The 25,241-nt window shown below is 37.2% G+C and carries 23 protein-coding genes and 1 pseudogene; 8 read left to right on the top strand and 16 right to left on the bottom strand.

Annotated elements, in window-relative coordinates; all coding sequences use genetic code 11:
* Positions 1 to 7 precede the first annotated feature (7 nt).
* The 3 genes from GSM42_RS07060 to GSM42_RS07050 form a co-directional block, all read right to left on the bottom strand.
* Positions 8 to 2,380 (bottom strand): ATP-binding protein, encoded by a 2,373-nt coding sequence (locus tag GSM42_RS07060; RefSeq protein ID WP_160800853.1) that lies wholly within the window; start codon positions 2,378 to 2,380, stop codon positions 8 to 10.
* Between the two features lie 210 nt (positions 2,381 to 2,590).
* Positions 2,591 to 4,105 (bottom strand): flotillin family protein, encoded by a 1,515-nt coding sequence (locus GSM42_RS07055; protein ID WP_202404829.1) that lies wholly within the window; start codon positions 4,103 to 4,105, stop codon positions 2,591 to 2,593.
* Positions 4,106 to 4,138: 33 nt separating this feature from the next.
* Positions 4,139 to 4,612, bottom strand: coding sequence for an NfeD family membrane protein (locus tag GSM42_RS07050; protein ID WP_476712893.1), 474 nt, complete (start codon positions 4,610 to 4,612; stop codon positions 4,139 to 4,141).
* Positions 4,613 to 4,954: 342 nt separating this feature from the next.
* On the opposite strand from GSM42_RS07050, the gene GSM42_RS07045 reads away from it, so the two are divergent.
* Genes GSM42_RS07045 through GSM42_RS07030 form a run of 4 tightly spaced genes read left to right on the top strand, consistent with a single transcriptional unit; the run spans position 4,955 to position 8,328 of the window.
* The gene (locus GSM42_RS07045) at positions 4,955 to 6,091 is read left to right on the top strand and encodes an ABC transporter ATP-binding protein (protein ID WP_160800850.1); all 1,137 of its coding nucleotides are present in this window, start codon (positions 4,955 to 4,957) and stop codon (positions 6,089 to 6,091) included.
* Positions 6,092 to 6,745 (top strand): ABC transporter permease, encoded by a 654-nt coding sequence (locus GSM42_RS07040; protein WP_160800849.1) that lies wholly within the window; start codon positions 6,092 to 6,094, stop codon positions 6,743 to 6,745.
* Positions 6,746 to 6,799: 54 nt separating this feature from the next.
* Positions 6,800 to 7,690, top strand: a complete 891-nt coding sequence (locus GSM42_RS07035) for a glycine betaine ABC transporter substrate-binding protein (RefSeq protein WP_160800848.1) — start codon at positions 6,800 to 6,802, stop codon at positions 7,688 to 7,690.
* An 11-nt stretch (positions 7,691 to 7,701) separates the two neighbouring features.
* The gene (locus tag GSM42_RS07030; RefSeq protein WP_160800847.1) at positions 7,702 to 8,328 is read left to right on the top strand and encodes an ABC transporter permease; all 627 of its coding nucleotides are present in this window, start codon (positions 7,702 to 7,704) and stop codon (positions 8,326 to 8,328) included.
* 121 nt (positions 8,329 to 8,449) lie between these two features.
* On the opposite strand, the gene GSM42_RS07025 is transcribed toward GSM42_RS07030, so the two are convergent.
* A complete protein-coding gene (locus GSM42_RS07025; RefSeq protein WP_160800846.1) occupies positions 8,450 to 8,737 on the bottom strand; it encodes a hypothetical protein in 288 nt (95 codons plus the stop codon).
* 138 nt (positions 8,738 to 8,875) lie between these two features.
* On the opposite strand from GSM42_RS07025, the gene GSM42_RS07020 reads away from it, so the two are divergent.
* Complete coding sequence (locus GSM42_RS07020; protein WP_160800845.1) at positions 8,876 to 9,226, top strand: alpha/beta fold hydrolase; 351 nt, start codon at positions 8,876 to 8,878, stop codon at positions 9,224 to 9,226.
* A 170-nt stretch (positions 9,227 to 9,396) separates the two neighbouring features.
* On the opposite strand, the gene GSM42_RS07015 is transcribed toward GSM42_RS07020, so the two are convergent.
* From GSM42_RS07015 to GSM42_RS06970, 10 genes and pseudogenes are all read right to left on the bottom strand, one after another.
* Positions 9,397 to 10,935 (bottom strand): sodium:solute symporter family transporter, encoded by a 1,539-nt coding sequence (locus GSM42_RS07015; RefSeq protein ID WP_160800844.1) that lies wholly within the window; start codon positions 10,933 to 10,935, stop codon positions 9,397 to 9,399.
* Positions 10,932 to 11,249, bottom strand: a complete 318-nt coding sequence (locus tag GSM42_RS07010) for a DUF485 domain-containing protein (protein WP_160800843.1) — start codon at positions 11,247 to 11,249, stop codon at positions 10,932 to 10,934. Before GSM42_RS07010 ends, GSM42_RS07015 begins: the two co-directional genes overlap by 4 nt.
* 845 nt (positions 11,250 to 12,094) lie before the next feature.
* A complete protein-coding gene (locus GSM42_RS07005; protein WP_160800842.1) occupies positions 12,095 to 12,505 on the bottom strand; it encodes an antibiotic biosynthesis monooxygenase family protein in 411 nt (136 codons plus the stop codon).
* Positions 12,506 to 13,135 carry a Vat family streptogramin A O-acetyltransferase gene (locus GSM42_RS07000; RefSeq protein WP_420820977.1) on the bottom strand — a complete coding sequence of 210 codons (630 nt, stop codon included), beginning with the start codon at positions 13,133 to 13,135 and terminating at the stop codon, positions 12,506 to 12,508.
* A gap of 482 nt (positions 13,136 to 13,617) precedes the next feature.
* Positions 13,618 to 13,908 (bottom strand): annotated as a pseudogene (locus tag GSM42_RS06995) (sigma-70 family RNA polymerase sigma factor); the annotation flags it as partial.
* A gap of 315 nt (positions 13,909 to 14,223) precedes the next feature.
* Complete coding sequence (locus tag GSM42_RS06990; RefSeq protein ID WP_160800839.1) at positions 14,224 to 14,829, bottom strand: hypothetical protein; 606 nt, start codon at positions 14,827 to 14,829, stop codon at positions 14,224 to 14,226.
* Positions 14,830 to 15,974: 1,145 nt separating this feature from the next.
* Positions 15,975 to 16,226, bottom strand: a complete 252-nt coding sequence (locus GSM42_RS06985; protein ID WP_160800838.1) for a phage integrase N-terminal SAM-like domain-containing protein — start codon at positions 16,224 to 16,226, stop codon at positions 15,975 to 15,977.
* Between the two features lie 306 nt (positions 16,227 to 16,532).
* Complete coding sequence (locus GSM42_RS06980; RefSeq protein WP_160800837.1) at positions 16,533 to 18,437, bottom strand: ABC transporter permease; 1,905 nt, start codon at positions 18,435 to 18,437, stop codon at positions 16,533 to 16,535.
* Positions 18,424 to 19,191 (bottom strand): ABC transporter ATP-binding protein, encoded by a 768-nt coding sequence (locus tag GSM42_RS06975; protein ID WP_160800836.1) that lies wholly within the window; start codon positions 19,189 to 19,191, stop codon positions 18,424 to 18,426. The genes GSM42_RS06980 and GSM42_RS06975 overlap by 14 nt, the downstream gene beginning before the upstream one ends.
* Before the next feature lie 21 nt (positions 19,192 to 19,212).
* On the bottom strand, positions 19,213 to 19,938 hold the full coding sequence (locus GSM42_RS06970) for a hypothetical protein (RefSeq protein WP_237446508.1): 726 nt from the start codon (positions 19,936 to 19,938) through the stop codon (positions 19,213 to 19,215).
* Between the two features lie 135 nt (positions 19,939 to 20,073).
* Here GSM42_RS06970 and GSM42_RS06965 point away from each other — a divergent pair, with 135 nt between their 5' ends.
* Together GSM42_RS06965 and GSM42_RS06960 are read left to right on the top strand one after the other, a co-directional pair.
* A complete protein-coding gene (locus GSM42_RS06965; protein WP_160800835.1) occupies positions 20,074 to 20,745 on the top strand; it encodes a response regulator transcription factor in 672 nt (223 codons plus the stop codon).
* Entirely contained in the window at positions 20,742 to 21,773 is a 1,032-nt protein-coding gene (locus GSM42_RS06960) for a sensor histidine kinase (RefSeq protein ID WP_160800834.1), read from the top strand. The genes GSM42_RS06965 and GSM42_RS06960 overlap by 4 nt, the downstream gene beginning before the upstream one ends.
* 579 nt (positions 21,774 to 22,352) lie before the next feature.
* On the opposite strand, the gene GSM42_RS06955 is transcribed toward GSM42_RS06960, so the two are convergent.
* Complete coding sequence (locus GSM42_RS06955; protein ID WP_160800833.1) at positions 22,353 to 22,658, bottom strand: hypothetical protein; 306 nt, start codon at positions 22,656 to 22,658, stop codon at positions 22,353 to 22,355.
* Between the two features lie 842 nt (positions 22,659 to 23,500).
* Between GSM42_RS06955 and GSM42_RS06950 the strand changes: the two genes are divergently transcribed.
* Entirely contained in the window at positions 23,501 to 23,911 is a 411-nt protein-coding gene (locus GSM42_RS06950) for a hypothetical protein (RefSeq protein WP_160800832.1), read from the top strand.
* Between the two features lie 114 nt (positions 23,912 to 24,025).
* On the opposite strand, the gene GSM42_RS20970 is transcribed toward GSM42_RS06950, so the two are convergent.
* On the bottom strand, positions 24,026 to 24,151 hold the full coding sequence (locus tag GSM42_RS20970; protein ID WP_275402133.1) for a hypothetical protein: 126 nt from the start codon (positions 24,149 to 24,151) through the stop codon (positions 24,026 to 24,028).
* Positions 24,152 to 25,241 lie beyond the last annotated feature (1,090 nt).

The following is a 25,241-nucleotide window of genomic DNA, read 5'->3' as shown; positions in this document are numbered from 1 at the left end:
TTTTGATTTAAAAGGGTTTGATTGAATTAGCCCCTAAAGAATTACCATATAGAATCTGAATATATTCATCGATCCCATCTAATCCAATGGCCTTTTGATTCACCTTTTCTTTCTGCTCACTTTCGGGTTTCCAAGGTACCATCTCCCAATCTTGCTCTCGTTTATTTATTTCACCTAGGTATGACATCTCCAGTTCATCTATTTCCGCTTGGGTAGAAACGGGAGAATCAGGAAGATATCCTCGATTTGTAAAGGCATAAGTCCTCTGACCTTCATTGTCAATCGCCATTTGTAGGTATCCATAAAATGGATCAAGCGTTTGGAAATCAATAGACTCTAAGCCTAGTGTACGCATATGTTCGTATATGAAATCTGCATCTGTCGCATTGGAAATTCGGTAACTTAGAATCGTTTCTACATTTCGAAAAATGGATTCTGCTACCGATTGGTTTATATAATTCGTAATCCCAGGCAAACCCATCCACAAAGGCATTCGGTACTTTTTCGCCTCATGCAGGAAGTATTCTAAATCACCAAATGCTTGATTTAAATAAATACTTGCATCATCAAGTACAAAAGGATGCAATGGTATATATTCCCCATTTGTCCGCTGTTTTTCACGAATGAGCATAGCTTGATTGAACATTGTAATTACAGAAACTCCCATTCGAGGACGGTCTCCAGAGTTTAAACCTGACAGATCAAAAATTTGAAAATGCCCTTCATTTAGTGCATCTGTCCAACGAATTCCATTGGAGTAGTGATTAAGTGTATTACTCATTCCAGACATATTGATTTCACGTAAACGAGTGATCATCGAATTATTAAAAAATTCTTCTTTCCAGTTACTTTCTTCTGGATTTTGCAAATAACGGTGCAAAAATTTCGCCATCGATGCTTCGATCGGATGCGCTGGATCCAGTTCACGGATCACTTTCCGACAAAAATCATTATCCTCTATTAATAATTGCAAATTAAAAAGGTTAGCTCGATTTAATTTTAGTAAAGCCTGAGCACCATACAATAAATGATCAGAAACAAATGGAGTCCAATAATCTTTGCCTAGTCTACGGAAAATTTCCAAGACAATTCTTGCTTTTTCATGATCTGTTTTCGCATAATCGATATCAAAATAATTAAATGGATATTGTCCCCTCTTAAATCGAATCACCTTTACTAAATGGTGCATCGATTTAGGGATCCGTTCCAATAACTGATTTGCTAACTTTCCCTGAATATCCATCACGGTAAATCCCAGCCGATTTTCATCTGTTCTCATCTTTGCATAATCGACAAGCAGATTGAGCAGGGTAGTCGTTTTTCCAGTCTGAGCTGCGCCAAAAACTGCAAAATGACTCTCTAAATTGCGTATCGACAACTGATTGGAACGTATATTTAAATTTTTTTCCATTGTTCCAATCCGTATTCCATTGTCTTGATTTTGCTGATTTCGTATATCTAGCGGTTCTGCAACACGCTTGCCGCCTAACCATGTCATTTTCGATGACGGAGTGTAGCCTGGAGGATGAATTAACTTTGCAAGCTCATCTGATCCCATGATTAAAGCATTCTGTTTTTTGCGAAATGGAAACAACTTATGTTCAAATTCATATCGGAACAGAGGACGGATCATCCTCCACCATTCTCTCCAATTTAAATAATTTGTCTCTGTAGTATCTGATACGGATAATATTTGCGCACAAGGCTCTAAAATTTGCTTACTTTCCTCGAGTGTATCTGCAAAACTAAGTAAACGAATGACGACCTCTGCTTTATACTGTTGTTGCTTTTGATAAATCGCTGCATGAAGACGGTTCTTCTCATCCGTATCACCGCCATCTCGTTCAAGGAAGTGCAGAGCTTTTGTAAAAGAACGTGTTACCTGATAATCATATACAGGTCTAACTAAAAATTGACAAACAATTCGCTGATTGTTCTTTAATTTGCTCAAATACTCATGCAGCGCTTGTTCTAGGGAAGCATTCCATCCAGTTGGAAGACAAAAATTCTTTTCAAATTGCATTTTGTATCCGTAATGCGCCTGTTTAAAATTTAAAGGCTCTGGAGCTTCTGCAAGGGTTACTTCTAAACATGGATCAACGACAGCAAGCCGTTGAGCGATTTCATAACCATGTGTTGTATCAGGAGCCCAATAGTAATAATTTAATTCCGATCCAGTTGCATGTAATTCCCAAGATATCCATGGTTCTATAAATCGGAAAGGAAAACGACGGTACCATTTTTTTAATGCCAAATACTCAATTACTCCATCCCAAGCCAATTTCTGTTGTGAAGGTGGTTGAGCTGGATTGGAGGTTCTTTTTAGTTGGTAATACTTTCCTTTGGGTCGTAATTTTGGAAACAAATAGAACCTATTCACTTTTTCCTCCTTTTAAAACCATGATGTTTATCTAAATCCATTCATTTTCAATTCGGGAACGTTGATATATCTTAAAATTATCATTGTTTTGTTACTAGATCAATTATAACTCTATTAGCAAAAGGTATTAATTAACATATGTAACCTCTAACCAGAAAAAAGCACAGACAAAGAAAGGCAGCTATCCAATTGATAACCACCTGAACTACTCTACTCTTTTTCCTCTTTATCTTGTTTTTGAGGATCAGAATTCCAATTGGTTAACATTTTCTCCATATCGATCCCACTTACTTGCTTGACCATTTCTGGAGTTTGAGCCATTAACTTTGTAACATAATTGCTAACTTTAGTAGCTCCTTCTCCGCCACCAGAGTCAATCACTGTCAACTTATCGATATTTTGCAAGGGAATAGAAATTTGTTTTGCTAGCTCTGGAATCATTTTTACTACTAAATCTAAGACAGCAGCTTGTCCGTATTTTTGAAAGGCTTCTGCTATTTTTTGTTTCGCTTCTGCTTCTGCTAACCCTTTTGCCCGAATGACTTCAGCTTCTGCGGTACCTTCCATCTTCTCTACTTCCGCCTTGGCAAAACCTTTTGCTTTTTCGGCTTCTGCAAAAGCATGACCTTTTGCTTTTTCGGCTTCTGCAAAAGCATGACCTTTTGCTTTAATCGCTGCTGCTTCTGCTTTTGCTTGTGCTTCTTGTTGGAAACCGTTGGCTATCGCTTCTTGCTCTTTCGCATATCGATCCGCATCAGCTTTTTTTCGCACTTCTGCATCATATTGTTTCTCACGGCGAATAATCTCTTTCTCTTCTAATTCAATCTGTTTTTGTTTGCGAACAAGATCAATTTTCATTTCTTCTTCTACTACTTGCTGCTTATTCTTGTTTTCTTGCAGGGCATAAGCTTGGTCTGCTTCTGCTTTTTTCTTATCTTGTTCAATCTTAAAAGCAGCTACTTTCAGTTCTTTATCCTTTTTTGATTCTTCAATATTCGTTTCTGAAAGCAATGCAGCCTTGGTTCCTTCTTCACGAGCTTTTGCTGTTTGTATCTCCGTATCGCGAACAGCATTCGCCTCTGCTATATCTGCATCTCTTTTTACCATCGCAATACGCGGGCGTCCCAGAGCATCCAAATATCCATTTTTATCTTTCACATCTTTTATCGTAAATGATACGATAGTCAAACCCATCTTTTTTAAATCTCGTGCTGCTACCGCCTGAACTTGTTGCGCAAATTTTTCACGGTTTTTATATACTTCTTCTACTGTCATCGTGCCGAGAATAGCCCGTAAATGCCCCTCTAATACTTCTCGTGCCTCATCGTTTAGAACATCATTGGATTTACCCATAAATTGTTCTGCAGCTGTTCCTACATCTTCTAATGAGCTACCTATTTTTATAATTGCTACACCATTTACCATGATCGGAACGCCTTGTTCTGTATATACTTCTGGAGTATTTACCATTAATTTGTGAGAAAGGAGACTCAATTTTTCTGCCCGTTGGAAAATAGGGACAATAAATGCTCCACCACCACGAATAATTTTTATTTTACGACCTGATTCGTCAGCTAATACATTTTTATTCCCTAAAATGTTACCGGTTACAATCATAGCTTCATCAGCACCAACCGTTTTATAACGAGCCCAAAAAGCAATCGAAAAAATGAAAATAACCCCTATTACTATTCCTGCCGTTTGCAAAATCAACAAATCATTCATTCTTCCACACATCCACATAAAGTATTTGATCTTTCACTTCAGAAACGATAACTTTTGTGTCCCTTCTGGAATTGTCACATCTGATTGACTCCCTGCAATATGATTGGAGTTACCACCTGCCGTTGTAATGAGTACTTCCCCATATCCACCAGACGGTATTGCCACCCATACTTCTCCCTGCTTTCCAACTAGATCTCGCAGTTGAAAGCCAGTAGAACTTTCTGTTCGATTTGCTGGTCGTATGATAACAAAGTAGAAAAAGATAACAGCTATCAACGAAATCACAGCTGCATAGAGGACAACCTCATTTATAGGAAATGTTGTCCAATTATTTAAAATGAAACCTGAACCACCAAACACTGTTAAACCTACTAATAAAGAAATGGGTTGGAACCATGGGAATTGTACTCCTATCGGAAATAGGTCACCAAGCAAATCTCCCATCAATAAACCGAATAAACAAAAAACAATACCAACGAAAAAACACAGTTTAAATAGTAAGTTTATGATAACTTTCCTTCTCCTCTCTAACTTGTATTATATAGAAAAATAATATATTTTTCTCGTTCATATGAATGAATACATACCTGATTTATCGTTTTTGGATTTCTGTCAAAATTGTCGATCATTTGCAAACTAATTCAAAAACATTTACCATTACATTTAAATATTTTTTTCAAATACCTAACTATTCATATCCCATCAAGTTCTCTATGAAGTATTTATTGGGTTAAACCTCATTTTTTTTGACCAGTCAGGACAAAATAAGCCAACAACAAAAATGTAAAAAGTTATTCCCTTTTTATGAAGAACCAAAAACTTTCATGTCAGTCAAAGGACGGGTAAAACATGATCAAATTTGAAAATGTTTCCAAACAATACAATAGTGGTCATACTGTATTGAAAAATTTAAACCTCCACTGTAAAGAAGGGGAAATCACTGTATTTATTGGTCCAAGTGGTTGTGGAAAAACAACGACAATGAAACTTATCAACCGCTTAATCGATCCTACAGAAGGAAAAATACTTGTAAATGACAAAGATATTTCGACGATAAGTCCTGTAAAGTTGCGCAGAAGCATCGGTTATGTGATTCAGCATGTAGGGCTTTTTCCACATATGACAATCGCAGATAACGTTGCAGTCGTCCCTCGACTACTAGAATGGGAAGAAAAAAAAACACAAAAGCGAGTAGATGAGTTACTGGAAATGGTAAAACTTGCACCAAATACATACCGAAATCGGTATCCTTCTGAGCTAAGTGGTGGACAACAACAGCGAATTGGGGTGATTCGCGCTTTTGCGGCGGAACAATCCATCATTTTAATGGATGAACCTTTCAGTGCACTTGATCCAATCAGTCGCGAACAGCTACAGGATGAACTGATTCACCTGCAAAAAGACATTAAAAAAACAATAATTTTCGTAACACATGACATGGATGAAGCAATTCGTATCGCAGATAAAATCGTATTGATGCGAAGTGGAGAAATATTGCAAGAAGGTACTCCAGAAGAAATCTTACGTCGTCCTGCCAACGACTTTGTCAAAAACTTCATCGGAAAAAAACGACTAGCACAATATGAAGTAATCCCTGAATCCGAAGAAGTAATGACTCGTAAACCGGTTACGATCCTGCCCTCTAGAGGACTTGCAGAATCCATCAAGATCATGGAACGCAAGCAAGTGGATTCTTTGATCGTTGTAGATACCAATGATCGACTGCAAGGTTACATCACTATTTACGATGTCATTCAACAATTCCGCAACGAGAGCAAACGTGTAGGTGATATTATGCATACTTTTGAGCATGTGATTTCTCCTAATACGCTTCTCAATCAAACGATCGATCTAATGGATGAACATAAACTTCCTTATATACCAGTCGTCAAAAATGACCAAACCTTGATCGGATTGGTCACCAGAGGTTCCATTGTCGGTCATTTATCTGATATTTATTCTACCAACGGAAATGAAGGGTCATAAATGGACTATATTAAAATCTTTGCTACTCGTGGAAGTGATCTGTGGAGTGCGATGATCGAGCATCTCATTATTTCTGGCACTGCACTTATACTTGGTATTATCGTTGCCGTTCCATTAGGTATTTACTTAGTAAAAACAAAAAACACATGGCTTCGATCTATCGCATTTTCTATCACTAACATCTTTCAAACTATCCCTAGTTTAGCGCTGTTAGCAATCTTGATTCCCTTAATCGGAATAGGAAAATTTCCAGCTATCATAGCTCTCTTCTTGTATTCCTTGTTACCCATATTACGAAATACCTATTCAGGATTTAAGTCAATTGATGAGAGCATCATCGAAGCTGCACGAGGCATGGGATATGATGGAAAACAACGATTATTTCGTATCGAATTACCGTTGGCCATCCCCTATTTGATGTCTGGTATCCGATTGACCACCATCTATATCATTAGCTGGGCCACCTTAGCCACATTGATCGGTGCAGGCGGGCTAGGAGAATTGATTTATGGAGGTTTGAGTGTTTACGACAAACCACTAATCTTCGCTTCTTCTATTACCACTATGATATTAGCAATCGTAATTGACTTTCTCCTTGGAGCATTGGAGAAATTTTTAACCAAACAGACTACAAGTCGCGAACAATCCGCTTAAGGTTCTCATTACGCCCGAAAAGGAGGTAGTCCAACAGAATTCTGTTGTATACATATGAGACTACAAAAAGCACTTCTCCCTATTGCTCTATCGATGTTGATCCTGCTGTCTGGGTGCACCACAAAGGACACCATTACCGTAGGAACGCAAACATTTACGGAGACAAAAATACTTGGATATATGTACAAATACTTGATCGAACAGGGCTCCAATGTGAATGTTGATGTAAAGACCGATCTGTCTTCTAGTCCTTTTATTGTCAATGCATTAAAAGAAAATGAAATTCAGTTGGGTACTTTATACACAGGAGAAATTTTTAATGACTGGTTTCCAATTCAGCAAACGAAAGATAAGCAGAGTGTGTTAAGACAGGCACAACAAGGTTTTTCGAAATACTACCATTATAAATGGTACACTCCCCTCGGGTTTGAAAATACGTATGCCTTTACCGTCACAAAAGAAGTTGCTGATAAATACAACTTGAAAAAGATTTCCGATCTAAGAAAAGTAGCGAAAGAAATGCGTCTTGGTGTAGATACTTCTTGGATGGAACGAGACAATGATGGATACAAACCATTTGTCAAAACATATGGATTATCTTTTAAAAATGTGTTTCCTATGGAGATCAACTTAGTTTATAAAGCAGTAGCGAATAAACAAATGGATATCGTCTTGGCGTATTCTTCTGATGCTCGAATTAAACAATACAACTTAGTCACTTTAGAAGATGATCGACATTTCTTTCCACCTTATGATGCCTCTACTGTAGCCTTAGAGGAAACCTTGAAAAAATATCCAGCTATGGACAAAGCCTTAAAAAAATTAAGTGGCAAAATAGATATTGATACCATGCGAACTCTAAACGCAAAAGTGGACATTGATATGCAGGAGCCGGAACAAGTAGCGAAAGAATTTTTGCAGCAACAAGGACTACTCAAGAAATGAGGTGAGGATGAATGGATGCAGTAATCCGCTATTTACAGCACAATTGGGATAACTTACTTTTGCTAATCGGGCAACATATCGTCATGGTACTGTTAGGTTTAGTATTAGCATTGATCGTAGGTATTCCTCTTGGCATCTTATCTGCTAAGAACGAAAGAGCAGGAAAATATATCTTAGCCATTGCAAACTTAATCCAAGTCTTTCCTAGCCTTGCTCTGCTTGCAATGTTAATGGTTATATTCGGGATCGGTTTCTCCTCGGTTGTTATTGCACTTTTTCTCTATTCCCTCTTACCCATCATCCGTAATACCTATGTTGGGTTAAAAGAAGTAGATCAGAGTACATTAGAAGCGGGTAAAGGTGTAGGAATGACCAAATTTCAACTCTTGCGCAAAGTCCAAATCCCGCTTTCTCTATCTTTTATTTTTTCTGGTATTCGCTTAGCAGCTGTTATTGCGATAGGTGTAGCTACCTTAGCTCCATTTATTGGCGGTGAAGGATTGGGGAAAGAGATTTACTCTGGAATTAACCTGCGCGACCCAGTAAAAATATATACCAGTGCGATCATCACGGCGATACTCGCGATATTAGCAGATTACTTATTGGGGAAAGCGGAGAGGAAAACACGAGTGGATTAGTGAATAATAATAGAGAAAATAGTTTTCTTTTTTAACATTATTGCGGTTTGAGCAACCTTGACAGGATGCTCAAACCTAATTTATCCTGAATAGCTTTTATTAGATATCCAAGATAAAACCACTACTTTTTAGAAAGCTTCTTCACCTTAGCAATTTTACCGAGACTATACTCCTTGTTGTCCTTCATGGCACTCCAATCGAAGGAACCAAGCGGATTGCCCACAACATTCTCACTACCAATATATTCGACCTTGTGAGCAAGAACTTCACTACTAGAGACAATGAGGAGATATACCTCACTATTCGCCTCGAGCCAATACTTAGGCCGGTTGTCATCGGGTCGCTTCATCACCATCTTGAAAGGCTCCTTGATCAGAATCTCCCAGTAACGATTGCGAATAGTGTTCATTTTCGATCCTTCTATGAGACGAAGACTGATTTTACAGTCTTTTTTATATTAGCATATCTCAATCAAATCACACAGAGAGGAAACGAAAAAAATGGAGATAAGTTTGTCGATATCAAACATGTCTAATCGATTATTGACATGATTGTGGAAAATGATTTAAGCGATATTATTTTGCTTGGACACAGCCTTGGTGGTGCTGTGGTGCAATATATCGCCCAGGATATACCCGAGAGAGTTCGCCGTTTGATTTTTATGGGAGCTATATTAGTCGAAGAAGTACAATCCATCGCAGAAGGAATGTTTGCTCATTTTCAGGCCGAAGGACAAGACACTAAGCTTGCTTTTGGCGATAGCGAAATGGGACAACCTTTCCTCTTGCCGTTTGAGAGTTTTCGAGAGATTTTCATCAATGACGGTGACTTAGCCACAGCACAAGCAGCATGCGAAACATTAACCACTAACCCTGGTACGTATATTCTCGAAAAATAGATTTAAAGAAATTTTACGCCCTTAATATTCCGCGTACATTTTTACAAGGAACCATTGATACCGACTTCAAGGATTAATGCCATTTCCTACCTTTACCCTTTGTAACTTATAGTAAAGAAGCAGCAGTCCTTTTCCTGCTGCTTTTCACTATCTCTCAAAAAATCCTTCACTTATCTTCCTGATTCTTTTATCCCAATTTGTGACCGAACCAAAATCTCATCATAATTGTCTTCTTGTTTGGAAGACGAAAATATTGTTCCCAAATATGCTGCTAAGAAGCCAAGTGGTATTGAGATGATACCTGGATTGGTTAAGCTGATCAATGGATCTCCTACTAAGATAGCTTTCCCCACTTCGGGGCTCCAGACGTTTGGACTGATCGCTACTAAGATTAAGGAGCTAAATAATCCTACTAACATACTTGCGATCGCACCGGTTGTATTAAAACGACGCCAGAATATGGTAAACAATATAACTGGCAAGTTAGCGCTAGCAGCTACTGCAAATGCTAGACCTACCAAGAAGGCAACATTTAACTTTTGGGCAAATAAAGCGAGAATGATAGAGATAATAGATACCCCAACAGATGCCCATTTTGCAGCATTCATCTGCTCTTTTTCGCTGGCTTCCCCTTTCCGTATGATATGGCTATAAAAATCATGTGCAAAAGCAGAAGCAGCTGACAATACCAGTCCCGCAACAACGGCAAGAATCGTCGCAAAAGCTACTGCAGAAATAAAGGCGAATAAAAAGTCCCCGCCTAGTGCTTTTGCTAACAAGGGAGCCGCCATATTCCCAGCTGCATTTGCCTTTTCAATCACACCTGTTCCTACAAAAGCAGCTGCACCAAAGCCTAAGAAGATCGTCATGATATAGAAAATACCAATAATCCAAGTGGCATTTACTACGGATTTACGAGCAGTAGGTGCATCTTTTACAGTAAAAAAGCGAATTAAAATATGAGGCAAACCCGCAGTTCCAAGTACCAGCCCCAAGTTCAGTGAGATGTTATCCAACCCATCTTTGAACTTGTTACCTGGATTTAAGAAGGCGTCCCCCAGTGGAGTTGCTTCTTTCATATGCTGAAACATGTTTGTAATACTAAAATCAAACTTAGCAAAGACCATAACAGAGATAATAAAAGTTCCAATAAGAAGTAAAACTGCTTTAATAATCTGGACCCAGCTCGTCGCCATCATCCCGCCAAAAACCACATATACGGTCATCAGAACACCGACAATAAGCACAGAAGTAGAATAATCTAGACCTAGTAGCAACTTAATTAAAGCACCCGCACCAACTAACTGTGCGATCATATAAAAAATAGAAATAGCAATTGAATTTAAAGCGACAACACTGCGAATATTTTTATTTTTAAACCGAGAAGCAATTACATCGGCCATTGTATATTTGCCAAGGTTGCGCAATGGTTCCGCGACCAAATAAAGTACAACTAAGTATGCAACAAGAAAACCAATACTATAAAAAAAACCATCAAAACCCGTAAGCGCTATCATTCCTGCTATCCCTAAAAATGATGCCGCTGACATGTAATCACCAGCAATAGCCAGACCATTTTGCCAAGCAGTTAACCCTCCACCAGCCGTATAAAATTCACTTGTCGTATTTGTTTTTCTGGCGGCGAAAAAAGTGATAACGAGAGTAATAGCTACAATTAGCAAAAATAGCCAAAACGCAGTATAATTCACTTCTCTTCGCCTCCTACTCCTTTTATTTGTTCGACTATGTTATCAAATGTTTTTGCTTTGCTGGAATACAGTAGACATAACCCCCAAGTCATAATGAATTGAGCGAATGCAAAAACCCATGCCCAAGAAATCGGACCAAAAGCAGAATGATTTAATACAGTGGAATATGAAGTAAGAACTGGTAAGGCAAAATAAAATACAAAAAAGAAAATCGTAGTAGGAATGATAAAACTCTTCTTTTTTTGAATCAACTCGCGAAAAAGGGGAGATTGAGCAATTTTTTTGTAATCGTTTTCATTTTTATCTACCAACAAAAATCAGCCTCCTTGTTTATAGAGTATAAAAAAGTTAGCGTAATGTCTATCTGTATTTTTAAATAAGAAAAGATTACAGGAAGATGAAATAGATTTGTTGACGTCTGAATATTTATCAGGTTGTTCCTATCATGCATGCAGTACGGTAGCATCTATCCTTCGTCAAGTGTTGTAAGTTGAAATCGAAGGAGTGGTAATGCTTCATCACAAGATCAAGATACATATTCTAGAAGAACATGAGCGAAAACTTTATTGACAACATCTTTTCCCTTCCATAAAGTTTTAGGAGAGATATAGTCGATCTACCTTTGGAGAAGAGATACAATGAACATCGTTAATAACACAGGAGACACAGTTATTCTCGTGAATGAAGACGGAAAAGTAGTGGAAACCTACCGCTCACAGAGACGTGCTTGACGTAAATATTTACGTCAAGCACGTAGGCATGTGCGGACCTGTCCCTTTGATGGAAGAAAACTTCGGACCTATCGAAGGATTGCCTGCACCAGATCCCACCAGAAATACCATTCACATTGTAAATCCCCCGGTACTCAGGGCTGGCTTGGAGGAAGGGAGAAAGGGATCTCGCAATGTTATAATAAATGACAGCTGATATCTATTCTCTTTTGAGAGCAAGCAATCAAACCATACAATGGAAAATGTCGAGCTCCTTGGGATCTTGTGTACTTTATAGCATTTCAAACAAAAATAGAAAATGGCAAGAAAAAACCTTAACTCAAAGATCGAGTTAAGGTTTATAGTATCTTTTTTTATTTTTTGGCAAATTCGGTTTTTAGTTTGATGGACATGTACCCCTATCCCTAAGTGGATTGTTACTGTACTCCCTATATATCCATTGTTCCAACCTTTTTGACTAGCGTATAATATCCTCCCTCCGTTTTTTCAACTAGATGCTTAATCTTGTCTACATGTTCACTTGAATTCAAATTCTTCAACCAGTTGTTTGCAAATTGGATATTTTCAAACGTAATCATCATCACTGCTTTATTGTCATGGATAGAACGATGCCAACGTGCACCAATCCAACCAGGAATATCGTCATTATCTGTTAAAGAATGCATTGCTTTAGATTGAAAAGCAATTAATTCTTCAAGCTTGCTTGGCTTAGCAGTAAACACATTTATTAATACTACCTGCTCTTGTTCCTTTTTTTCATTACTCACTTGAATACCAACCTCTTCTTTTTTATCAGTGTTGTTATAGCTGGTATCTTTAAGTGGACCTTTTCCATGCAATTACCTAATTACCTTTTTTAAAGCATCTATATCTCCATTGACTATGAGATCAATATGATTCGAGATGATATCAATGTCCCAATCCCACCACTTCATTGCTAACCAATCATTCACTATTTCTTTTTCATATCGAAGTCTTATCGATTTTGCTGGGTTTCCCCCAACTATGGTATAAGGTTCTACGTCTTTGCTGACAACTGATTGGGCAGCAACAATGACACCATCCCCAATGGTTACACCTGGCATGATTGTTGCATCTTTTCCAATCCAGACATCATTTCCAACTCGTGTATCTCCTTTTAATGGAAGAGCGTCTAAAGTAGGGGTAAACTTTTCCCATCCTTTACCGAAAATGTTGAATGGATAAGTAGAACCATCCATACGGTGATTGGCCCCATTCATAATAAAAGTGACACCTCGCGCAATTGCACAAAATTTCCCGATAATTAATCGATCACCTAGAAATTCATAGTGATGCAATACTTGTTCTTCAAATGATTTACCATTTTCCGCATCATAATAGGAATAGTCTCCTACAATAATATTTGATTTCGTAATCGTGGTTTTAATAAATTGAACATTACGATTACCTTCGATTGGATATTTCACATTAGGATTAGGTCCGACCATTGCAATCATTCCTCTACTTTTTATTTAATAGGCTAACGAACCCTATCTAGTTAATTCCAACCCCAGAGACATATTTAAACGAAACTTCCATTTTAAGCTTTTTGATATTACATATCCCAATCTTTCTCCTTATCTTGTTGAGACCGAATTGCATAAAAAAGCCTCCTATCCATAGAATCCAGATAGGAGGCGTAGGCACATGAAAAGACACTATCCTCCTTTCCTAGAAGGATAGTTCCTCTTACTATATAAAAAAGCCTATACTAATCCTATCCAGTTAAAATCTCGCATTTAAAAACGAATGTTTTGATAATAGGATTAGTAGATCATTGGCTTATAAGACACCCTTTCAACGTAAAATCGATTATAGATTATCATAATAATCAAATCAACTCAAGAGTATTAGATATAGGAAACAGGAAATGTAATTCCAATCATTTCTCCTTTTTAAGTGAAATAATTACGGTCAAAAACTCAAGATATTACTTATGCTTCTTCCATGGCTTCCGATAAAATTCATGAAACAACTTAATCAACGCTCGTTTCTCTATTCTTGATACATAAGAGCGTGATATTCCCAATTCTTTCGCTATTTCTCGCTGTGTCTTTTCATCCAAACCCTCTAAGCCAAAACGATTGCGGATCACTTCTTGCTCTCGATCATCTAAAATGTGCAAATGGTTCATAATGCGCTTCTTCTCGATTTTCATCTGTACAAGATCTACAATTTCATCACGCTCTGTCCCTAAAATATCGAGTAGTGTAATTTCATTTACCTTATCCTTATATATATGATGATTTTTACAGGAGAGAAAAATATTGTGTTACCAAAAGGTTGAAGATCGCTTTTCTAACAGCTAACACATAAATCACCATTCCTATCGTCCTAACGATAGATAAAAAGACCACTTGTGCCGGGTCTGTTGACAAAAGTGGTTCATTTACTTTTCGTCTATGTCTTATAATCAAGTAAAAAGCCCTTGTATAATTTTACAGTGTTGTATTCCACGTTGATATATCGACGTTTCTTGTAGGTTCAATGTGGCAATTGATTATTTCCCGTATATTCCTCATAGAGTAGTCATCTTTCACTTTCTTGAGCGCAGTCTAAACAAAATCCACACTTGAAATAACAAACCAATACCAGCAGAAACCCAAGATTCCCATGAAGGTGATCCATACAGTTTGGCCGCCGTCATGGGTCGAACCCAGCCTGATGGATCTTCCACAATTTCTATTTTTTGACCTGCCTTTAGATTACCTAAACAACCGTTTTCATTTTCCAGCGCATAGCGGATCGGTTTTCTGTCTGTTGTTACTAACTTACAATCCCAATCTCGTTCAGAATAGTAGAAACCATCAAGGGTATCCACAACATTGTAATGTCGTATATCTACAATTATTGCAGTTTGTTTTATCCCTGTTTTTTCCAAATATAGATAACTCAATGCAGGACCTGTGAACATAAGAAATACAAAAACACTAATACCAACCCCTGAAAATACAGAAAAACCAAAAAAATGGCCAGTTATCCAAAGAATAAGAAAAGCAACGAAATAACCCGCTATTCCGAAATATGGATGTTGTGTTAACCATGCACAGCCTAGGAGGAGGAGTGGTACAACTATAATAGATACTAGGGTTATAACCCCATACAAAAAAGCGTTTTTCGCTTGTAATTTTTGTGTTTGCAATGATAACATCCTTTGTATGATATTATCTTTTTCTTACGAATATTATATCATATGGGAAAGATACTATCTTATTACTGATGTATTGTATTTGCTCACAACTTCAGCTTCTAGAAAGGAACGCTTTTTCGGGTCAGTGACAGGGTTACTGCTTAGTCCTCAAGATTATTTCGTTGATGATTTCTGTTAGATGGGACCGTGATGACATCACTCCGATTTCACCAAGAAAAAACTTAGCAAGAACAGTTCATGGAAGGATGTCGCTTCCTCACTCCATATCGGATAAATAGCAATAACAAAGCACATGACCTCTATTCGCTTAGAAATGTGCTTTTCATTTATTCAGTGACAAGGTCGCTGGTTCAGCTTAGTGTAGAATTTTTACATTTTTTTGATGGTAATCCTATAGAGTAATCCCATGCTGAGCACACATACATAATGGAGTAGGAGGAGATCCTCTCCTACTCCATTTTATTCAAATTATTTGCTGATTAATTTCATAAAAGTTTTATGTTCGATGGATGGACAAAAGTGGAAAAGCAACAACTGGATAACATTTAGGATCTAAAACCATAATCTTGCGACTTGATTTTGAATAGAATCTTCAAATGTAATTCTTAGTTTTCCTTTTCCTTTAAAACCTTCTGGTTGTAGATCCCCCAATATTGTCGGTGTTATAAATCTAACCATAATCCAAACGATGTTCTCTATTACTTCCTTGATCAGACGATTACTTTATTGGCTAACATTTTATAAAAACATGAAAAAAGACCACATTTATAAGGATCTTATCTGTTGTTCATCACACAAAAACAACCGCTATTCATTAGCGACTTTTTCTTTACTTTAACGAAATAATCTCAGGATAATCCTCCTAAAGTTCCAATGTGTTTATGGTAAAATAATGGGCATCGGGAAAAGTTCCCGTGTTAAAGATGAACTGAGGTTTCCATGGCTAAGATGAACTTGACGCGAGCAAAGCAGATTCTCGCAAATAACGGCTTTCCAGCAGTATATAACATTCTGATGGAAGAACCGCCGGGTCTACAGACAGCTTACAATATCCTTTCGGATAACGACAAGGCAAAAAGGAACTATCTCGTCAGGGGCGTTATCAACTGGCTTAAGAGTGAGCTAGAAAAGAAGTCTTAATGTTTCATCACGCTGGACGGCAACCAGTCATCCAGCACAAATCTCATTTGTAGCAGGTTTACATCGAGATATCGCCTATACTCTGCTACATCAATAGGAGTTACATCTTCAGGTCGAAATAATTCACCTGCTGTTTCTTCCATCCAATGAGCAAATTGTCTGAGAACAATTTCGTAAGTGGAAATGGTTTTTGGTTGTTTTCCTTTGGTCTGAAGTTGAGATAAAAACAAGGGAATCGTTTCGGTCATGCAATCCTCACTCCTTTAGAATCATTCTGCGATGAAAATCACATGAGTTAATCACCCCTTTTTTCTGGTGACATATACCCTTCTGATTATAACGAAGAGTGTAGTTTCTACGATGTAATTTAACATTAACAAACAATTACAGGATTAACTATTTAAAAGGAAAAGCGTGATATAACTACTGTATCAATATAATCGTTAGACTTTCATGACTACTTCCATCATCTAATTAATATGAATTATCCGAGAAAGAAGCGTAAAAAGAATAATAGCCTCCTCAAATCCATAATGGAGAAGCTATTATTCTTTCTATCTACTATTTACAATTTTATTGTAGGAATAAACACTTAGTACATAGTACAGAAAATAGATAAAAACATAAGCCATGATGGAAGTTAGGACGTTCATTGTAAACACTTCTCCCCTTGGATAGAGGATGGTATAGATCATGGTACTGTGTAAAATGCCAATTACAAGTGGTAATAAATAAACAAATAAAGTTTGTTTGGCGATAATGATGGTTATTTCTCGCTTAGTCGTACCGATCTTTCGAAGAGTATGGTAACAGTCACGATCTAAATAAGCTTCCATCAATTGTTTCAAATAAATGATGCTTCCTGTCGCTACAATAAAAATGATTCCTAAAAAACCCAACAAAAAGAGGTCAACTCCAGCAGATTCTATGTTCATTCGATAATTCCGATAAAACGTTGACAGCTCGATTTTTTTATCTGCCGCTAATGACAACAATTGATTAGAAGTTGTTCTAGTAGCCTCTTGATCTTTTACACGATATGTCTTGTAAAGGAATGGTTCATTTTGTTCCTTTAACTCCTTAAACATTGAATCACTAACCACAAGATATAAATCTGGTTCACTCCAATTAATAATTCGCTCTTCTAATGTTTTGACAATAGATAGAGTGTGGTTGCCTTGTAAGATTAGCTTTTGCCCAATATAGTTTGAATTCATGTAGTCTAGATAAGGTCGAATCATAGCTGCTTGATCCTTTGTTAGATGTAAAGTTTCTTTTTTTCCTAACGCCTTTGCGATCTGATAAAAGGTACTACAAGATAAGATTCGAATAGTCGTTTTATTTACTGGATACCCGTATGGAATATATTCAAAAGCTGAGATATCACCGTTCATCTGGATCACTGGAATATCCAATTGAGTAAGTACAGGGTGTTGTTTATCTTGTTCTACGACTTTTTTAACTTGTTGGTCAAAAGCTTTATTATTCGAAGTGTATTGATAACTAAAGGGAGCATAGTTCATCGCTTTTTTCTTGACACTGTCGTACTCGTTATAACCCATATAAAATGCTGTTAGAGTAACAGCACTTAGCAAGCTGATAATGGTAAGGAGTTGAGTATTACCTTGAATTCGGTGCAAAATGTGAGTGAATCCTATTAGATTGGTACCTTTATAATAATAGGGTTTATTTCTTTGAATCTCTTTTATTAAAAGCACAATTACAGAACGATACAAGAGATAAGTTCCAGTAATCGTAAATAAAGAGAATAAACCCAATATGACTATTGGTTCATCCAAAATAGGTCGATAGACTACTAAGAAACTGCATGCCAACAAAACAAAAGATAAAATAGTATATGGAACAGAGGTTTCAGGGACCTGCTCTCCTTGTTTTTCAGCTTGGAAAAAAACAATCAGTTTGAAACGATAAATCAAGCGATATGCTTGAATGGAAGTAAGTGCAATCATGCATCCAAATACCATGCCGGTATAAATGATGGCATCGAACGATAGATGAAAAGGAATATTCATCGGAGAATCGAGCAATTTTAGGAGAAGCATGACAAATAGTCTAGAAAACAAGGCTCCTAGTAGGATACCTGCCAACAAAGCACTTAATCCAAGGATAATATTTTCGTAAAATAACATTTTTCCTATCGTTTTTTTTCTAATTCCAAGAAGAACGTATAATCCTACTTCTTTCTTGCGTCTTTTGGTAAAAAATGAATTGGAATACCAAATAAAAACTCCAACAAACAAAACCGATAGGAACGATGCTTGGAAAATAATCGAGCGTAAAATCTCAAATGACTCTGTCCTTACTTGGATCTCAGGTACATCTTGCAAAGAAACAAAAGTATAGAAAACGATTACGCTTATCATGAAGGAGAGGAAATAGAATAGATAGTTTTGGATATTACCCTTCAAATTCTTTTTTACGATGTCAAACACTGTCATGTGTATTTCCTCCCAAAACAGGCAGAACATCGATTACATTTTGAAAAAATTCTTTTCGTGATTGACCTCCCTTTACGAGTTCCGTAAAGGTTCTGCCATCCTTGATGAAGATAACTCGCTTGCAGTAACTTGCAGCAAAAGCATCATGAGTAACCATCAGAATCGTCACTTTATCCAATTCGTTTACTTCTTTTAAACTTTCCAGTAGATCCGTGGCCGATTTCGAATCTAGTGCACCTGTTGGTTCGTCAGCTAATATAAGGCTAGGACGTGCTACCATCGCTCGTGCTGCTGCTGTTCGCTGTTTTTGTCCTCCAGAAATTTGATAAGGATGTTTCTCTAAAATCGAGCGAATGCCCAATCGATCTGCTATTTTCTCTACTCTATGCTCCATTTTGCTTACATTCATTTTTTCCAATGCCAGTGGTAGTAGAATATTTTCTTTTACCGTTAGCGTGTCGAGTAAGTTATAATCTTGAAAAACAAAACCTAGTTGCTTTCGACGGAAGTTGGATAGTTGATCTTCATTAAGTTGCATGATATCTGTTCCCACTATCTTTATTTCTCCCGAAGTTGGTTCATCGATTGTTGCAAGTAGATGGAGTAATGTCGTTTTACCAGAACCCGAGGGACCCATGATCCCCACAAATTCACCTTCGTGAATGGTAAGCTCCAAATCGTCTAAGGCTTGAAAAGCATTTCCGTTGTTATAATAAACTTTTTTCAAATGTTTGGCCTCTAGTATGGTTTCCATCCATATTTCCTCCTTTACTGTTTACCCTGCTTGTCCAAAAAGATAGAATATCCCAATTAACAAGATCGTTCCGATGGACCAACTTAAAACAGAACGAGTTGCTGGTTTTGGACCATCTTGTAAAACTTTAAACCCAAGTGGTAACAGTGCGATACATAATCCGATTGTTGCAACAAACGAAAAAGGTGACGTTCCCTTGAGAACACCTATAGGGAGTCCAGACATCAATCCTAAGGCAATGGCACAATATATATTGAGTGTGCGAGAGAGATAAGCTCCAATTGCTAAAATGATCCAACCAAACATAATAGCCAGATTGAAAGTGCTGAAAATATGAAATGCTCCATAAGCATCCCCAATGACTTTTGTGGCTAGTGTTGAATTTTGTATATGAACCAATTGAAAAGCAAGATGATCCACACCTGCATGAAAGGTGCGAGCAAAAAGCCCAAAGATGGTAAACATGCCTCCCCAGAAAGCCCAGTTCGGGTTACGTTTGCTAATTAATTGAACAAGTGTGAGGACAGCTGGCCACATCAAAATATTTCCTGCAATAAATGTACTATACGATGCTACCATTAAAGTAGAATGATCCTGATAGGCTGTTAGTTGATAGGGAAAGAAGAAGTCGAATGGACAACGGAGTGTTACCCCTATAAACAGAAGTAATGGACCTAATATTAAGCTAATACTGCCTACCCAACGCCCTGAAAAGCCGTTATCCGTGAATGATGAAACTTCTTTCATGATTTACTACCTCCACTAATATTTCTCTTCTGATGACTTTGATTGTAAAATAACGCATAAGGAATTAACCTTACATTTGATATTGCAACCTTACAAAATTGTCAGGTTGTACTGCTTTTTAAAATGGAGGATAGAATGAAAATTTTAATCGTGGAAGACGAGCAAAACTTTCGAAATTTAATTAGAGAATCCATTGAAAAATGGGGATTAGAAACAGTATCAATAGAGGATTTTACTCAGATATTTTCTATTTTTCTTAAAGAACGCCCCCATCTTGTTTTGTTGGATATCAACTTGCCGTTATATGATGGATTTTATTGGTGCTGGAAGATAAGAGAAGTTTCTCAAGTTCCTATCATTTTTATCTCGTCTCGAAATACACCGATGGACTCCATTATGGCTATGAATATGGGAGGAGACGACTTTATACAAAAACCATTTCACTTGGACGTGTTAATGGCAAAAATAAATGCACTCCTACGAAGGACTTACTCCTATGTAGAAATACAACCTGATGTACTCGAACATGATGGAGTCGTACTCAATCTTAAAGATGGAGATATGTATATAGGAGAAGAAAGTTCCAAACTCACCAAAACTGAATTTATTATCCTTCGGTTGTTGCTGCAACAAAAAGGAACAATCGTAGCAAGAACCAAAATCATGCGAGAACTTTGGAAAGATGAGAGTTTCATTGATGATAATACGTTGACTGTCAATATTACAAGACTACGAAAAAAACTCGCTGATATAGGAAAGAAAGACTTTATACAAACAAAGAAAGGTCAAGGGTATCTTATTCCATGACACTACCGAGTTACTTGAAAGATAAGCGATATTTTATTCTTTTGTATATCGCCCTCATGATGTTTATTTCTTTGATGCTACTTATAAATGAAGATCAACGTTTGGCTATACATAATATCATATATACAAATGTGGTCTGTTTTTCTTTGGTTTGTATTTACGTGATAGGCGGGTATTATTATCATAAAAAATTTTTCAAAGATCTGAGTAAAAGTTTGTATGCTGATGGAAAGGTGATCTTTCAAGATTTACCTGATTCCAAAACAAATGCTCAAAAGCTTTATCTGCAACAATTAAAAGAACTAAACCGTGCCTATACCAAACAAATGCAAAAACTCTATGATGAGAAGCAAGATCATCAAGATTTTATTCTTTCTTGGATTCATGAAGTAAAACTACCCATTGCTACGAGCTATCTAATAATGGAAAAAAGTGATGGAAAATCAATTGATGATATCGTAGATAAATTAGAAGATGAGATGCAAAAAATCGATAGTTATGTAGAACAAGCACTATATTATTCTCGGATTGATGCTTTTTCGAAAGATTACTTTATCGAGGAAGTGAGCTTGAATCGAATTATCAAGGAGAATGTCAAAAAGTATGCGAAATTGTTTATCCATAAACATATTCGTTTTACGATCGATGAGGAAGAAGTATCTGTTCAGACGGATAGTAAATGGCTTTCATTTATTGTAGATCAAATTTTGGTGAATGCACTGAAATATACGATGGAAGATGGCCAAATTTCATGTTCTTACGAAGAGGATGAGAAAGAAAAAAGAATGGTAATACTAGATTCTGGTGTAGGAATAAGTCAAGCAGACCTATCACGTGTATTCGAAAAAGGGTTTACTAGTTCTGTTGTGAGAAGCCATACGAAATCTACAGGTATGGGATTATATTTGGCAAAACAAATGACGCAAAAATTGGATCACGATATTTCCATTCAATCGAAAGAGGGAGAATATACAAAGGTCGTTCTTCATTTCCCTAAATTTTATACTTATCTCGATTTTGAGGATTGATCGTTTCTGTCTTATAACGTTCAATGCTAGTTATCAAGAAAAGCCAATTTTCCTGTCACATCTTAGCGAGTGGGAAATTGGCTTTCTTGATATTGTTTTTTCTTAGCGTAGGATTTTTACAAAATGTTGGCAGTAACCCAGACAGCTTACAATATCCTTTCGGATAACGACAAGGCGAAAAGGAACTATCTCGTCAGGGCGTTATCAACTGGCTTAAGAGTGAGCTAGAAAAGAAGTCTTAATGTTTCATCACGCTGGACGGAAACCAGTCGTCCAGCACAAATCTCATTTGTTTCTTTCACATCCTCAAAACTCACTATCCATGGTAATCACCCCTACATTATCACTTGAAATGCTTAATCCTACAATTGTGTAGTATACAACTCCACGCCGACCATCTTTCAATTGGATGTTGTCTCCTTCTCCGAGAATTGAAACCCTTCGATCAATTCCTACTATATGTAAAATAAAAAAACCGTCCTATAACGACTCTATCTTTATGCTTACGTCTTATTTTCGTGTACCTGGACAACTGGATGCTGCCCAGGTTTATTCCGCTAATTTGCGGATTAATTAAGATTACTTCTTACTTCTATTAACAAATATCACTCCGTGAATCGGTCTGGAAGTCTCACCAGATTCAAGAAATTGACGGTAAATCCATGGACGCTCACCACTACGATTTGCTGTTGGAGACATCCATTTAGGATTCCTAGAGTGGACTTCAACAAACTTTCTCTTAACTTCCTTCAATACCCCTACTGGACAAGCGTCAGCCCAGATACATTTAATCTCAATTCCATTTTCGCCTGTAAAGGACTTATATTGATATTGAGTAGTGAAGTCTTTGTCCTCGAACTCAACACGAGTACTGGTTACCTTCATGGTATGAGACCTTCCCTAGCAGTAAGCTGTATCTCAGCCTAGTTCAATTATAATTTAACAATCCTCTGTTTAACAACATTTGTAGATTCAATTCCTATTATTATACATATTCAGATTATTAAAACACTGTACATACATATGTTAATGTGAAAAGTATATATGTTTTAAACATTGCTATAATTGGAATTAAATAAAAAAGCGATGATATGACCGTGTTTCCATAAATAGAAAACCCAGCGAGCTGTGCAGACCTAATTTAACTACTTCATTACCTTGTACCAATTGCCTTTCTTCTCTAATGTATAGCAAAAATTCCCATAAGTGTTGGTCGAGCAGTAGGGATTAGATAATGGCAACCCACATGTCCAACACATCTAAGGTCAGCGTGGATGTTTTCGGTGAGTCTGGAATCGAAAAGAAAACTATTACTCGAGGAGTCATTGATAATGACTCGATCTATGCGTATCGTTATTTGATGGGCAAATTCAATACTATTAACAGATACAACACATTCACCACATATCTGGCTAACGCATGTTACTGGTTGATATTAACCACCTAATATTCTCCCCTACGATCCCTGAAGCTCGTCCAGTAGTATCCCTTAATAAATTCACATAACTAGAGTAGCTTCGTTCTTTTACAGAAAGTGCATGGTACTTCGGAAGGCTCACTATGTTCTCCCTCTCGTGTCATCCTACTCATCATCGTTTACTCCCCAAATATCTAAATACCAATCGCCAATTAAAATTATTTACCACCTTGTTCACTCTGTAAGAATAGTTGGAGTTTTATATTTGTGATACTATGATGATACATAACCCGATGCCAAGGAGCTCGAAATGCAGCAAGTTGACATTTACAGCCGGGCGAAGACGTTTGAAGTCGTCATTGGAGAACAGGGATCATCCCGTACCGACGGCTCCCTCGCAATCCTTTTTGTGAAAGAAAAATTCGACATCAAGCAGAACTGCTTCATGGGCACTGACTTCCATGTTTCCATGGGCAATAATCATTGGACGTTCTTGGATTTGATGACCTTCAACGTCCTTCCGGGTGACACAACTCCCTTCTACAGCGATGTTCCCAAAGCATATGTGAGTAAGGGACGCTCTTACATCGGAACGGGTCGAGTCGCATCCTTCCTTGTGGAGTCGATTATATTCGACCATTACAGAAAAGGCAGTGTCAAACTCACTGAATTCCATGATTTAAAATCCAAGTTGGACTGGGACTCTCATCCAATCTCCTGAGCGCAGTAAAAGAAGAGTAGTATGTCCTAGCTATGCTGGGCACCATAAAGGCAGCGGGTCTGGAGTGAGCAACATGACTGCTGTTCACTCCACCTCATTACTTGACCTCATCGATCATCGATCATTGGTCATTCCCACTCTCACATGCTCTAATTCGTATTGCTCTAAATCTTCCTCCTTAGTCACTATTTCGTTTTTACGAACCGAAGTCACACTATCCTTCACAGCTTGTGCGTGCAAACAGGAACCTTTTGCATCTCACTCAGTTTTAGCAGTAAAGCGATGACACATAAGCCGTTTCGGTTACGATCCTGGTCAGAAGTTGAGTGTATTCGATTAGATAATTTTCTTATTTTAAGGGATAATAAAATAATCAGAATAAATGAAATATTGGAACGGAATTGTGTTTTTATGAAAAGAAATCTCGTTTTGTTGTCTATGTTTTGTTGTGCAGTTGAGGTGACCGGATGAGTGCCTCTTGGATCGATATTGTTTTAAACAAATAGAAAAAGTTTGATTCTATATGTTTCATGAATCAAGCGTTTCTTTTTATATTCATATCGATAAATGATCTAGTGATAAGATCCTGTTACACTCCGTCAGATAGATTCCATTTATTGTAATCCTTATTCACCCTTTTCGAGGCCATGAACAAAAACATCCAATTATATTACTTATCTATATGATTTCCCCCTGTTGTACGTTAACAACAGGGGAATGATTAGGTTGCAATATCAGAATGATTGGGGAAAAGTCGGATGGCCGATAGTATACGTAATCAATTTCTAGCTCTCCATCAACGATTTTTACAGCGGATTTATTATCGACATGTGTATAGGAAAATTCACCATCTGTTAGTTCAGCAATTCCAATCGTTTATCTGGTTTGTTTTTGATCCTTGCAATGCCACCATACCATGTTTCATTATCTTTTTTTCTCGTCATTTTCATTCCTTATCTCTAGTTTCAGACTATTATATTATATTATTTTTATTTAGTTTTCGTTCTGTGCAGAGTAGGGCTATCAACTCAGAAAAACAAATGAAAAAGGAAATGTATTGTAACATCTGTGACGTGAACAGATTTACAGGACCACGTGACAGGGCTATTGCTCATTAGATAAATTTCATTATATGGTTACGACACCCCTCAATCGCCGGATGCTGGTTCTACCCTACTAGTAAAATCTCATTCAATATTGTAAATAAATGATATAAATAACATCATAGGAGTGAGCTCTCTTGGCTGTAATCTTACATGTAATAAACTTCAAATAATCGCTTTTCTATATGATTTGATGCTTAAATTCTTAAGTTAAACTAAATCTGACC

The organism is Shimazuella alba, assembly GCF_009831235.1.
GTDB classification, from domain to species: domain Bacteria; phylum Bacillota; class Bacilli; order Thermoactinomycetales; family Thermoactinomycetaceae; genus Shimazuella; species Shimazuella alba.
Note: the sequence above shows the minus strand (reverse complement) of the source record. Positions and strands in the feature narration are given on the sequence as shown.